The 13,677-nt window shown below is 34.4% G+C and carries 13 protein-coding genes; 1 reads left to right on the forward strand and 12 read right to left on the reverse strand.

Annotated elements, in window-relative coordinates; translation table 11 throughout:
- Positions 1-154 precede the first annotated feature (154 nt).
- The 3 genes from ychF to NKG37_RS06255 all read right to left on the reverse strand — a co-directional run bounded on the left by ychF (position 155) and on the right by NKG37_RS06255 (position 2,734).
- Positions 155-1,255 carry a redox-regulated ATPase YchF gene (ychF, locus tag NKG37_RS06245; protein ID WP_016201484.1) on the reverse strand — a complete coding sequence of 367 codons (1,101 nt, stop codon included), beginning with the start codon at positions 1,253-1,255 and terminating at the stop codon, positions 155-157.
- A gap of 408 nt (positions 1,256-1,663) precedes the next feature.
- Positions 1,664-1,864 (reverse strand): DUF951 domain-containing protein, encoded by a 201-nt coding sequence (locus NKG37_RS06250; protein ID WP_016201483.1) that lies wholly within the window; start codon positions 1,862-1,864, stop codon positions 1,664-1,666.
- An 18-nt stretch (positions 1,865-1,882) separates the two neighbouring features.
- On the reverse strand, positions 1,883-2,734 hold the full coding sequence (locus NKG37_RS06255) for a mechanosensitive ion channel family protein (protein WP_101729008.1): 852 nt from the start codon (positions 2,732-2,734) through the stop codon (positions 1,883-1,885).
- Between the two features lie 465 nt (positions 2,735-3,199).
- Here NKG37_RS06255 and yyaC point away from each other — a divergent pair, with 465 nt between their 5' ends.
- Positions 3,200-3,817, forward strand: coding sequence for a spore protease YyaC (gene yyaC / locus NKG37_RS06260; RefSeq protein ID WP_101729009.1), 618 nt, complete (start codon positions 3,200-3,202; stop codon positions 3,815-3,817).
- Between the two features lie 80 nt (positions 3,818-3,897).
- Here yyaC and NKG37_RS06265 read toward each other — a convergent pair whose 3' ends face one another.
- The 9 genes from NKG37_RS06265 to rnpA all read right to left on the reverse strand — a co-directional run bounded on the left by NKG37_RS06265 (position 3,898) and on the right by rnpA (position 13,672).
- Complete coding sequence (locus NKG37_RS06265) at positions 3,898-4,755, reverse strand: ParB/RepB/Spo0J family partition protein (protein ID WP_101729010.1); 858 nt, start codon at positions 4,753-4,755, stop codon at positions 3,898-3,900.
- On the reverse strand, positions 4,748-5,509 hold the full coding sequence (locus tag NKG37_RS06270; protein ID WP_016201479.1) for a ParA family protein: 762 nt from the start codon (positions 5,507-5,509) through the stop codon (positions 4,748-4,750). Before NKG37_RS06270 ends, NKG37_RS06265 begins: the two co-directional genes overlap by 8 nt.
- A gap of 549 nt (positions 5,510-6,058) precedes the next feature.
- On the reverse strand, positions 6,059-6,949 hold the full coding sequence (gene noc / locus NKG37_RS06275; protein ID WP_101729011.1) for a nucleoid occlusion protein: 891 nt from the start codon (positions 6,947-6,949) through the stop codon (positions 6,059-6,061).
- 357 nt (positions 6,950-7,306) lie between these two features.
- Positions 7,307-8,026: a 16S rRNA (guanine(527)-N(7))-methyltransferase RsmG gene (rsmG, locus tag NKG37_RS06280; RefSeq protein WP_101729012.1), complete on the reverse strand. Its 720-nt coding sequence runs from the start codon at positions 8,024-8,026 to the stop codon at positions 7,307-7,309.
- A 24-nt stretch (positions 8,027-8,050) separates the two neighbouring features.
- On the reverse strand, positions 8,051-9,931 hold the full coding sequence (gene mnmG / locus NKG37_RS06285; RefSeq protein WP_016201476.1) for a tRNA uridine-5-carboxymethylaminomethyl(34) synthesis enzyme MnmG: 1,881 nt from the start codon (positions 9,929-9,931) through the stop codon (positions 8,051-8,053).
- Positions 9,932-10,010: 79 nt separating this feature from the next.
- Positions 10,011-11,396 (reverse strand): tRNA uridine-5-carboxymethylaminomethyl(34) synthesis GTPase MnmE, encoded by a 1,386-nt coding sequence (gene mnmE / locus NKG37_RS06290; RefSeq protein ID WP_169189583.1) that lies wholly within the window; start codon positions 11,394-11,396, stop codon positions 10,011-10,013.
- Positions 11,397-11,825: 429 nt separating this feature from the next.
- Positions 11,826-12,452: an RNA-binding cell elongation regulator Jag/EloR gene (jag, locus tag NKG37_RS06295; RefSeq protein ID WP_254415991.1), complete on the reverse strand. Its 627-nt coding sequence runs from the start codon at positions 12,450-12,452 to the stop codon at positions 11,826-11,828.
- A complete protein-coding gene (gene spoIIIJ, locus NKG37_RS06300; RefSeq protein ID WP_016201472.1) occupies positions 12,449-13,225 on the reverse strand; it encodes a YidC family membrane integrase SpoIIIJ in 777 nt (258 codons plus the stop codon). The genes jag and spoIIIJ overlap by 4 nt, the downstream gene beginning before the upstream one ends.
- Positions 13,226-13,324: 99 nt before the next feature.
- The gene (rnpA, locus tag NKG37_RS06305) at positions 13,325-13,672 is read right to left on the reverse strand and encodes a ribonuclease P protein component (RefSeq protein WP_016201471.1); all 348 of its coding nucleotides are present in this window, start codon (positions 13,670-13,672) and stop codon (positions 13,325-13,327) included.
- Between the last annotated feature and the right edge of the window lie 5 nt (positions 13,673-13,677).

A 13,677-nucleotide genomic window follows, 5' to 3' on the forward strand; every position in this document is an offset into this window, starting at 1 on the left:
CTTTTTAAAAATGACAGCACTTTAGAAACATCCTATCCGATCTCCCCCTATAAAATTAAAAAACCACCCAAAAAAGATTAACCAGCCTCTTTTTCAATTGAAATGAAAAGAGCTCATTAATCTTTTTATGAGTGACCTTTTACTACTTATTGCATTATACGTTGAAACGGAAATGAATAATGTCTCCGTCTCTAACTACATATTCTTTTCCTTCTAAGCGGACTTTCCCAGCTTCCTTAGCAGCAACCATATTTCCACTCGTTAATAAATCATCATAAGAAACAGTTTCCGCGCGGATAAAGCCTCTTTCGAAATCTGAGTGAATAATCCCTGCACATTGTGGTGCTTTCATTCCCTGTACAAATGTCCAGGCACGTACTTCTTGTACACCAGCAGTAAAGTATGTTGCAAGTCCAAGAAGATGGTAAGCAGCACGAATTAGCTGATCTAAACCAGACTCTTCGATTCCAAGCTCTTGAAGGAACATTTCCTTTTCTTCCCCTTCAAGCTCTGCAATTTCTTCTTCGATTTTTGCACAAATGACAATTACTTCTGCATTTTCATTTGCAGCAAATTCTTTCACAAGCTTTACATATTCATTATTCGCTGCATCAGCGATTTCATCTTCGCCTACATTTGCAACATACAATACAGGTTTAATAGTTAAAAGATGCAGTCCCTTAGCAATTTTCGCCTGTTCATCTGTAAATTCTACTGTTCTAGCAGGTTTTTCCTCTTCAAAAGCAGCTTTTAATAATTCTAACACTTCTAATTCAGCAACAGCTTCTTTATCTTTTTGCTTCGCCATTTTACCAACTCGGCCAATTCTTTTTTCTACAGATTCTAAATCAGCCAGAATCAGCTCTAAATTGATTGTTTCTATATCAGAAATAGGATCTACTTTTCCAGATACATGGGTAATATTATCATCTGCAAAACAACGTACTACTTGGCAAATAGCATCTACTTCACGAATATGAGATAAGAATTTATTACCAAGACCTTCCCCTTTACTTGCCCCTTTTACAATTCCGGCAATATCTGTAAATTCAAAAGTAGTAGGTACTGTTTTTTTCGGTTGTACTAATTCTGTTAATTTTGTTAAACGTTGATCTGGTACTTCTACAATTCCGACGTTTGGATCAATCGTACAGAACGGATAGTTTGCTGATTCTGCACCAGCTTGTGTAATTGCATTAAATAATGTAGATTTACCAACGTTAGGTAAACCAACTATTCCAGCAGTTAACGCCATTATGCCACTCCCTTATATAAACTTTCTACTTCTATCGTACAAAATAGAAAGTAATTTCATTATTATTATAAACCTCTAACAATTATAGTTTTAACGAGGGAAAAAGACAAGTAGTCTTCCTTCTCCTTCCACTTAAAAGAAGCTGAAACATAAGTATTTTCAAACAAATAACCCCGTACGATTATACGTACATGCTAAGAAAAGTTCGTATAATCGTACGGGGTTTTATTCATTTTAAGAAAGAAGGTTTGTGGTGATCACCGCATACTGAATACACTTCGCTTTCCAAAGGGGGAGCGCCATGCCTCCTCGTTCCTGCGGGGTCTTGGGCTTTCTCCTCGCAGCTCCCATAGAAGTCTACGTGTATTCCGTCTGCTTTGTATTTCCTACGATAAAGCTTTTTCCAATCTATTCTTGTTCATGCTTCACTAAAACTTTTTTCATTTTTCTTGAAAACTCTCTTCTTGGAATAAGGACACTGTGCTCGCAACCTTCACACTTAATACGAATGTCCATTCCTAACCGAATTATTTTCCAGCGATTTGTACCGCAAGGATGGGCTTTTTTCATCTCTACTACATCATTTAGACCGAATTCTTTCTGTTCCATATTGCCTCCTTGAAGATATTATTGTGGTTGTGAATACATAACTAATTTGGGAACAGGACTTTCTATTCCATTTTCATCTAAAACATTCTTTATTTCTTTTCTTAATATCCTTGCAATGGCATGATGCTTCATTGGCAACGTTTCTGCTACTACACGAATAGTTACTTCTGCCGCTTGAATATTTTGGACTCCTAACAATTCTGGAACACCGACAATATCCTCGTATTGCTCAGGTAACTTTTCAATCAGTTCCTGTATTACCTTTTCCGCTCGATTTATATCTCCTTGATAGGAAATACTCACATCAACAATTGCTTTACTATTATTAATGGAAAAATTAGTTACTTCAATTATGCTTCCGTTTGGAATAATATTTACTTCCCCAGTAAAACCTTTTATCTTTGTTGTTCTTAAGCCAATTTCCTCTACAACGCCCTCATAGGTACCGATGCGCACTTGGTCACCAACAGAAAATTGATCTTCAAAGATAATAAAAAATCCAGTAATAATGTCTTTTACAAGACTTTGAGCGCCAAACCCAACAGCAAGACCAACAATTCCCGCTCCAGCTAACAATGCTTTCACATCAATATTAAAAACAGATAATGCCATCATAATAGCAATAAAATACACCACATAAGTAATGGTATTTTCTAAAAGTTTAATTAATGTTGCTTCTCTTCTTTCCGATACTCGTAATGCGGAGTGGGTTCTTACTTTAAATATATTTCTTATTGCCGCTTTCCCTATTCTAATGATGATGCCACTAATTAGAAAAATAAGGATAAGCTTTAGTGCTCCAAATCCAAGATTACTCCACAAATTCTCATTCATGAGATTATCTATACTTTCTTTTATATTCTCATCCATCTAGGCACCTCTAAATTTAAACTTCTACTAAATTATTTTCTTTTTTTCATCTGTTCATACAAACAAGAAAAGAAATAGTACTCTCCTATTTTTAAGGGAAGAAAAATAATACTAACAATTTTTCTATTTTACTCTTCAAGACCCTTTATATTGGGTAAGTTTATTTTAACAGTTTTTCTACATGCTTTGTAGTAGTAAGTTTCCAAAAAGACACAGGACTTTTGCCCTTATTATGATGACATACACTCTTCTTGTATCGCTCTTTTGTCCCTTATTTTTATGTCCATGTATAGAATTTGCCTCTTTTCCATATACTGAATACTACAATAACTATGCTTAAAAACAACTAATGGTTCGATAGATTTCCATCTTAGTTGATAGGCTTAAACAGAATCTAAACAAAACATACTAACTGCTTTCTCCTATAGATTTTATCGAATCCTAAATGATGAAGGAGTAGATTCAATGACCTTATATTCCAGCCTTTTCGAAAAGAATGAACTTCCCATTAGAGTAGCTCATGATGAACAATTAGCAGCATTTAAGATTGCAGATTCATTATCTAAACATTTACCATCCGTTTCAGCTACACAACCAATTGTCTTTATTTGTATTGGAACTGATCGTTCTACTGGAGATTCATTGGGTCCGCTTATTGGTACATTATTAAGCGAAAAGAATATATCTCCTTTTCATGTTTATGGAACATTAGACGATCCAATTCATGCACTTAATTTAGAAGATAAATTAAAGGAAATACATGATATACATCGAAATCCCTATATTATTGGTATCGATGCCTGCCTAGGTAGAATGAAAAGCGTCGGAGTCATCCAAATTGGAGATGGTCCTGTAAAACCAGGAAGTGGTGTTAAAAAGGAGCTTCCCCCTGTAGGGAATATTCATATTACTGGAATCGTTAATATTAGTGGGTTTATGGAATTTTTAGTTCTTCAGAATACTAGATTAAGCCTTGTATTAAACATGGCAAAAATTATTTCAAAGGGTATTTACCATACGAGTCTTCGTTATATGCATTCCGCAAAATTACAGGAATACCAGGTGAAGGAAGAAACAGTTTAATATCTTTCCTAATAAAAAATAGCCTAAAAAAGGTGTTGTTCACAAATATTTTTGTAAACTTCCCTTTCGTAGGCTATTTTTCAATCTTCATTTTCTATTTCAAACAATTGAAGGATTCTTGATAAATCTTCCTCTGAGAAAAATTCGATTTCGATTTTCCCCTTGTTTTTCTTTTGCTTAATATGAACAGTAGTTCCAAATCTCTCACGAAGAAAAGACTCCTGCTCTTTAAGAAAAACATTTTTCACGGGTGGTTTTTCTTTCTGTGTTTCACGTGAAACATTCTCATTTAAGTGCTGGATTAATTGTTCAAGCTGGCGTACATTTAATCCATCTTTTATAATTTTGTCCACAATCGCTGGAAGTTTATCTTTATTTTTCAATCCTAATAAAGCTCTTCCATGTCCCATTGATATTTTACCGTCAGAAATATAGTTTTGCACAGCCTTTGGAAGAGATAATAATCGAACATGGTTAGCAATATGGGGTCTACTTTTCCCTAATCGTTTTGCTAGTTCCTCTTGTGTAAGCTTCAATTTCTTCATTAGGGTTTGATAAGCATGCCCTTCTTCAATAGGTGATAAATCTTCTCTTTGAAGGTTTTCGAGTACTGCTAATTCCATCATTTGCTGTTCTGATAATTGGCGTACAACTGCTGGAACTGTTTCTAGCTTAGCTTCTTTCGCTGCACGATATCTACGTTCCCCTACTACTATCTCATAGCCTTTAATACTTTTTCGCACAATGATTGGTTGAAGAATGCCATGTTCGATGATAGAAAGCTTCAATTCTTCAATTGCTTCCTCATCAAAAAATTTTCTAGGCTGATAAGGGTTTGGTCGCAATTCACTTAGGCTTATTTCTTGAACATTTTCTTCCTTCTCTGCATCCATTTTAGGAAAGAAGGCATCTAATCCTTTTCCAAGTCCTTTAGCCACTAGTAACCACTTCCTTCGCAAGGTCCAAATAAACTTCGGCACCACGTGATTTTGGATCATAAATAATTATTGGTTCGCCATGACTCGGTGCTTCTGATAAGCGAATATTTCTAGGGATAATTGTTTTATATACTTTATCTTGGAAATACTTTTTAACTTCTTCAATAACTTGCAGACCTAGGTTAGTTCTAGCATCTAGCATTGTTAGCAATACACCTTCAATTGCTAAATCATGATTTAAATGCTTTTGGACAAGTCGAACAGTATTTAATAACTGACTTAATCCTTCTAAAGCGTAATATTCACATTGAACTGGAATCAATACTGCATCTGATGCTGTTAATGCGTTAATCGTTAATAATCCTAAAGAAGGTGGACAATCTATTAAAACATAGTCATAGTTTTGTTTGACTTCATCTAATGCCCTTTTCAATCTCACTTCTCTGGAAATAGTAGAAACAAGTTCTATTTCTGCTCCAGCTAACTGAATCGTTGCAGGAATAACATCCAAATTCTCAACATTTGTCTGTTTTATCACCATACTTGCTTCAAGATCATCGACTAACACATCATAGATACAATGATCAACATCAGCTTTTTCAATACCTACACCACTAGTAGCATTTCCTTGTGGATCAATATCTACTAATAGCACACTTTTTCCGATATATGCTAAACAAGAGCCAAGATTGACTGATGTAGTTGTTTTTCCAACTCCACCTTTTTGGTTAGCAACAGTAATAATTTTACCCATGATGTCACCTACCTTTAATTCCATACTAGCTACGAAATATACATCGACGCAAGATGGCTACTTAATATAAAATAATTGAACCGTTTATAGCAAGCTATAAAACAATTTATTAGTAAAAACATGAATAGACTACAACATGGTCAGTTCCCTACCTATTGTAATCACGTATATTATTTTATCATGAAACCTTCGAAATATCGTTATTTTTTCTTTTAATCTAGATTACTAATGGAAAATAAAATGAATATATAGTATAAAAGAAGTTAAAAAAGCCTATCATTTCAAGCATTTTATAGAGAATTTTTATACTTGATTTTTTTAGGAAATAATCATACTAATCAGCAATGAGGTTTATAAATTATCCTTGTGGTTATCCATTGAGGAATAGAATTGTAATAAAAAAGTGAGAATCAGCTAAACGGCTATTATCCTCACAACAAAAAATATGCTCTGTTAAATATAATAATTCTACTAAAAAATTTGTTAAACTAGTGGGATTTAACAGAGCCCTACATCTATGATAATTATTTTATATATAAATATTAAGTATTATTTCTTTTTTGGAATTTTAATTGTAAATTGATAAAAATCTTCAAACTCTTCTTCCTCGGCATTTAAATTAATTCCGCTGTCAGAAACCATATTTAGTGATTGGCGGATGGTATTTACTGCTATCCGCATATCTTTACTAAAAGCCTTTCTTTTTGGCTTTGGTTTCTCCTTAGTTTGTTCAAGCATTTTTACTACACGCTCTTCTGTTTGCTTTACATTTAAGCTCTTTTCAATAATTTCTTGTAATAGTTGGATTTGCTTTTCCCTTTCCTTCAAAGGAATCATGGAACGAGCATGACGCTCAGATATCTCTTTATTTAATAAGGCTTCTTGAATTTCTTCTGGCAATTTAAGAAGTCTTAATTTATTTGCAACAGTTGACTGCCCTTTACCTAATCTTTGAGCAAGGGCCTCTTGGGTAAGATTGTGCAATTCTAATAATTTTCCATATGCAATTGCTTCTTCAATTGGAGAAAGCTCTTCTCTTTGGAGATTCTCAATAAGTGCAACAGACGCAGTTTCTGTATCACTCATATTTTTAATGATAGCTGGTGCTTCTTCCCAACCAAGTTTTTTCATTGCTCTCCATCTTCGTTCTCCAGCAATGATTTCAAATTTATCATACTCGTATTCTCTTAGTACAATCGGTTGAATAATACCATGTGTATGGATCGTACGAGCTAATTCTTCAATTTTTTCATCATCAAATACCGTTCTTGGTTGAAAACGGTTAGGAACAATCTGATTAATTGGGATTCTTCTAACTTCTTCATTGCTTCCCATATTTTCGATCTCCTCTTGAGCAGTATCTGCACTTATTTGACTAGCATCTTCTATTTGATCTCCTTTTTCGCCAAGTCCAAAAAATCGTGAGAAAGAAGGCTTCATCACCCTGCACCACCTTTACAAAACTCCCTATTAATTATTCTCTATATGAAACATTAATCCCTGCAAAGAATCTGACTTATAGAAAGAAACTTCTCGAAATTTCATAGAATATGACAATTTATAGGTATATTATATAGTAGATATGATATTTGATATAGTCTTAATTCTATGAATGATTATATCATTCTCTTTTTCTTTAAATAATTATTTTTCTTTCCATCAAACTAGTGGATGCCAGCCCTTTCATTCGAATACTACATCTGAAAGGGCTGGCAGAAAAAATCTTCAAAAGAAATGAAATAGCTGTTAAAAATAAAATATCAGAAAATAATCTCTCCAGATTGCCCCTGTTTTCTCTTATTCAATAGGCTCCTTATTAGGAGTGCCTGGTTTTCTAGGATATTTTTTAGGTGTTGGCTTTTCTTTTGCTATTATGATGATATTTCTTTCACTTTCTTCAATAGGCAACAAAAAAGAGTGCATGTTATTAACCTTTCCACCTAAAACCGTTACAGCCTTTTTTCCGGCCTCTATTTCTTCTTTGGCACTTGCTGCTTTCATTGCAACAAAAGTACCCCCAACCTTTACTAATGGTAGACAAAGTTCACTTAAAACAGAGAGCCGTGCTACAGCTCGTGCAGTAACAATATCAAAGGATTCACGATATTCTTTATTTTGGCCAAATGTTTCTGCTCGATCATGAATAAAGTTAACCTCTTTTAACTCTAATACAGACGCTAGATGCTCAAGAAAATGAATTCTTTTATTCAAAGAGTCGACAATCGTTACCTTTAAATCGGGAAAAGCAATTTTTAAAGGGATGCTCGGAAAACCTGCTCCTGCACCTACATCACATAGATGGGCAGCACTTTGGAATTCCTTATAATAAAATCCAGCAGTAATAGAATCATAAAAATGCTTCAAATAAACTTCTGATTTTTCTGTAATGGCTGTTAAATTCATCTTTTCATTCCACTCTACTAATATCTCATAGTAAAGCTCAAACTGTTTTATTTGCTTATCTGATAAAGTAATTCCCTTATCAGCAAGCATTTGAATAAATTCTTCTGTATTCATGTATGAACCCTTTCTACCTAGAGATTAAACACGAGCAATTTTTCCTTGTTCTAAATAAACTAGTAAAATGGATATATCTGCTGGATTTACTCCAGAAATTCTTGATGCCTGTGCAATGGATAATGGACGAACTTTTTTTAATTTTTGTACTGCTTCCGTTGCAAGACTAGAGATAGCATCATAATCAATGTTCTCAGGAATTTTCTTATTCTCCATTTTCTTAAGTCTTTCTACTTGCTGTAATGATTTTTCAATATAACCTTCATATTTAATTTGAATTTCTACTTGCTCCTTAATATCTTCCGTTAATTCTACCTTGCTAGGTGCAAGCATTTCAATATGGCTATAATTCATTTCAGGTCGTTTTAATAGATCTCCTGCTCTTATTCCATCTTTTAGTTCACTGCCGCCTTGCTCTTTAATGACATTTTGAACTTGCTCATTCGGCTTTAGCATTACTTCACTCAAACGTTGCTTTTCTTGTTCAATTAAATGCTTTTTCTCAGAAAATTTCACATAACGCTCTTCTGAAATAAGACCAATATTGTGTCCAATATCTGTTAAACGTAAATCTGCATTATCATGACGAAGTAGTAGACGATATTCAGCTCTAGACGTTAAAAGGCGATAAGGCTCGTTTGTGCCTTTTGTAACCAAGTCATCGATTAAGACGCCGATATAGGCATCAGAGCGACTTAAAATAACCTCTTCTTTTTCTAATGCATTTAAACCTGCATTTATACCTGCCATTAATCCTTGACCTGCTGCTTCTTCGTATCCTGAGGTGCCATTAATTTGCCCAGCAGTGTAAAGGTTTTTTATTTTCTTTGTTTCTAGAGTCGGCCATAATTGTGTTGGGACAATAGCATCATACTCAATTGCATATCCAGCTCTCATCATTTGGACATTTTCAAGTCCTGGGATTGTTCTTAAAATTTCTTGTTGCACATCCTCAGGTAAGCTTGTGGACAATCCTTGTACATACACTTCTTGTGTATTTTTGCCCTCTGGCTCTAAGAAAATTTGATGTCTCGGTTTATCATTGAATCGAACCACTTTATCTTCGATAGATGGACAATAGCGCGGTCCAGTACCTTTAATCATTCCAGAATACATTGGAGAACGGTGTAAATTTTCATCAATTATTTGATGTGTGTTTTCATTTGTATAGGTTAACCAGCAAGGAAGCTGCTCCGTAATAAATTTTGTTGTTTCATAAGAAAAGGCTCTTGGAACATCATCTCCAGGCTGTATTTCTGTCTTGGAGTAGTCAATAGAATGACTGTTTACACGCGGAGGCGTTCCCGTTTTAAATCGTACCAAATCAAAACCTAGTTCTTGTAGATGCTCCGATAATCGAATAGATGGCTGTTGATTATTTGGACCACTTGAGTATTTAAGCTCGCCTAAAATAATTTCCCCACGAAGATAGGTACCAGTAGTTACAACAATCGTTTTTGCACGATACGTAGCACCTGTTTTCGTAATAACTCCTTTTGCAACTTGATCCTCTACGATTAATTCTTCTACCATTCCTTGAATTAATGTTAGATTGGGTTCATCTTCTAATGTCTTCTTCATTTCATGTTGATACATGTATTTATCTGCCTGAGCTCTTAGTGCACGTACTGCAGGACCTTTTCCTGTATTCAACATTCTCATTTGTATATAGGTTTTATCGATATTTTTACCCATTTCGCCGCCAAGTGCGTCAATTTCTCTAACGACGATCCCTTTTGCCGGTCCTCCGACAGAAGGATTACATGGCATAAAAGCAACCATGTCTAAATTTATTGTTAACATTAATGTTTTGGCACCTAATCTTGCTGCTGCAAGTCCAGCTTCACAGCCTGCATGACCTGCACCAATGACAATCACATCATAATTCCCAGCTTCGTACTGCATCATGATGCCTCCTTCTTTCTAAGTCTTTCTTTTATCTTGTTTTCGAGGCTACTGTTACCATTTAATAATCCCAATTTGTTTATTTTCCTAAACAGAACTGAGAGAACAACTGATTAATTAAGCTTTCGTGTATGCTGTCACCAATAATTTCGCCAAGTATTTCCCACGTTCTGGTCAAATCAATTTGCACAATATCAATTGGTGTTCCATTATCGGCTCCTTCAATTGCATCACTTATTGCGCTTAATGCTTGGTTCAATAAGGAAATATGTCTTGAATTAGAAACATATGTCATATCACTTGCTTCAATGGAACCTTCAAAAAATAGACTAGATATGGCCTCTTCTAATTGATCTACACCGTTTTCTTCTACTAAAGAAGTCGTAATGATTTTGCGATTACCTGCAAGCTCTTTTACCTTTTCTAAATCAATTTTTTGCGATAAATCTGTTTTATTGACGATAACAATAAAGTCCATGCCTTCTGTGGCTTTAAAAATATTCTTATCTTCTTCCGTTAATTCATCCGCATAATTTAAAACAAGTAAAATTAAATCTGCTTCCCGTAACACTTTTCGCGATTTTTCTACCCCTATTCGCTCTACAATATCTTCCGTTTCTCGAATGCCTGCTGTATCAAGCAAACGTAGAGGAACTCCGCGTACATTCACGTATTCTTCAATAACATCTCTTGTAGTACCTGGGATGTCTGTTACAATTGCTTTATTTTCTTGCACTAAACTATTTAATAAAGAAGATTTCCCTACATTTGGTCTCCCTACAATAACGGTTGCCAGTCCTTCTCGGAGAATCTTTCCTTGCTGTGATGTCTGGAGAAGTTTTTCAATTTCCTTTTTGATATATATTGATTTCTCCAACATTACTTTTTGTGTCATCTCTTCCACATCGTCATATTCTGGATAATCAATATTAACCTCTACCTGTGCTAATGTTTCTAAGATTTCTTGGCGCAAATGTCGAATTAATTTTGAGAGTCTTCCTTCCATTTGCCCAAGTGCTACATTCATTGCGCGATCTGTTTTCGCTCTGATTAAATCCATTACCGCTTCTGCTTGCGACAGATCAATGCGCCCATTTAAAAAAGCTCTTTTAGTAAATTCGCCAGGTTCTGCAATTCTTGCCCCATGAGAAGTAGTTAATTGCAATAATCGATTTACGGAAGCAATTCCACCGTGGCAGTTAATTTCAATTACATCCTCTTTTGTAAAAGTTTTTGGTCCCCTCATCAACGATACCATTACTTCTTCCACAACCTCATCTGTTGTTGGATCAATAATATGACCATAATGTATCGTATGACTTGCTACCTCACTTAACTTTTTATTCCCTATACTTTTAAAGAGCTTGTCTGCAATTTTTATGGATTCTGGACCACTCATTCGAACAATTGCGATCGCTCCCTCTCCCATTGGGGTTGATATCGCAGCAATTGTATCTAATTCCATCTTTTTCACCTCAATTCAAAAAAATAATATCTATATAAAAAGTTTGTATTCACCTTTGACATGATTACAATAGATTAGATTAACATATCCACAAATGTAAAAAAAGAAAAAAACCCGCACACTTATCCACATTCTCTTTTATCGTTATATACCATTCTATCTTATCCACATGTGAATAACAATAAAACGAAAAATAAAATTACAAAAGCTAAGAACTTAAACTCCTACTATTTGCATGTGTTTCTGCTTTTCTGTTCTATTACTTCTCTCCTTACTCCAATGCATAAATAGATTTTTGATTGTTTTCACTCATTAATTACTCTCTAGTCGAAATAGTATCTAAAGATACTATTTCTAAAAAATATATCTATGGATCCATATAAACATAAAAAAAGAGACCATCTCTTTATCAGAGACGATCTCTATGTTCTATCTTTTTACCTTTAACGGCGCAATAATAATATGTCTTTTCGCATCTTCACCGGAAGAATAGGTTTTTACCCCTTTAAAAGAAACCAAGGCAGTATGAATCGTTTTTCTTTCATCTGCAGGCATCGGTTCAAGCGGTATTTCTTTTCCAATCTTAACCGCTTTATAGGCTATTCTTTCTGCTAACTGAATTAACGCCTGTTTTCTACGGTCACGGTATCCTTCTGCTTCTAACATTACTTTAAAATACTCTTTTGATTCTTTATTAATTACTAATTGTGCTAAATATTGAATAGAATTAAGTGTTTGCCCTCTTTTTCCGATTAACAAAGCAATTTTTTCACCAGATAATTCATACAAAATATTTCTCCCACTTTGTTTAACTTGAATATCTATAGAGACACCCATTTTTTCACTAACATCTTTGAGAAAAATTTTAACAGATTCAACTGGATCTACTTTTTTCTTTACTGTTACTTTCGCAGATCTGGAACCAAAACCGAAAAATCCTTTTTTTCCTTCATCAACAACAATGATTTCAACTTGATTCTTTGTTGTCTTAAGCTGAGCTAAAGCTGACTCCACTGCTGCATCGACTGTTTGTCCTACGGCAGTAACTTCTTTCACTTCTTCGCTCCTCCTGCTTTGCTAGTTTGGCCAACATTTTTAATTTCAGGACCTTTAATAAAATACGTTTGGATAATGGTAAAAATATTACCTACTACCCAGTAAAGAGATAATGCTGCCGGAAAATTAATAGCAAATACTAAAATCATAACTGGCATAATCCAAACCATCATTTGCATTTGTGGATTTGGCGGAGCTCCAGCCATTGATAATTTTGTTTGGATAAATGTTGTAACACCAGCTACAATCGGCAATAGATAGATTGGATCTGGTTGTCCTAAACTGAACCATAAGAAATCATGTGATGCAATTTCTCTCGTACGAGAAATAGCATGATAGAATCCTATCAGAATAGGCATTTGTACGATTAGAGGGAAACATCCAGACAAAGGATTAACTTTATTTTCTTGGAACAACTTCATCGTTTCCTCTTGAAGCTTTTGCTGTGTCTTTTGATCTTTAGAACTGTATTTTTGCTGCAATTCTTTCATCTGCGGTTGAATTGCCTGCATTGCCTTACTGTTTCTCGTTTGCTTAATCATTAGTGGCAAAATAACAAGTCGAACTAATATCGTTACGATAATAATAGAGATACCATAACTTCCGCCAGCAAATGCTGCTGTTTTAATAATCAGTTGAGATAGTGGATATACGATATACTCATTCCAGAATCCTTCACTTTCAGAAGTTATTGGTTGATTAAACTCTGTACATCCTGTTAAAATGGTCATTAAAAAAAGCAGACCAACTATCAATAAAAATTTCTTATTCAAGCTGCAAATCCTCCTGTATAACATGATTTTCGAATATTACTTTATAAGTATTGTAACCGATAAACGAATAGTAGGAAACGCTTAACTAATATTTTCCCGTTAATTCTTTCGGGAAAGAACTTTTGCTATTTTCAAAATATGGACAAGACTCTTTTTTACTTCTTCAAAAGACATCTCAGCAACAGGCTTTCTTACAATTATGACATAATCATATTTATTTTCCAACATCCCTTCCAATTCAAGGAATGCTTGTCTTACATAGCGCTTTATTTGGTTTCGTTTCACTGCATTACCAATTTTTTTGCTGACAGACAGGCCAATACGAAAATGCTCTTGTTCCGCTTTTTCCAATTTATAAATAACAAACTGTCGATTTGCAAAGGATTGTCCCTTTTTAAAAACTGACTGAAATTCTTTATTTTTTTTGATTCTAAATTCTTTTTTCAACGTTT

It is taken from the genome of Niallia sp. RD1 (genome assembly GCF_024219955.1).
GTDB lineage: Bacteria > Bacillota > Bacilli > Bacillales > Cytobacillaceae > Niallia > Niallia alba.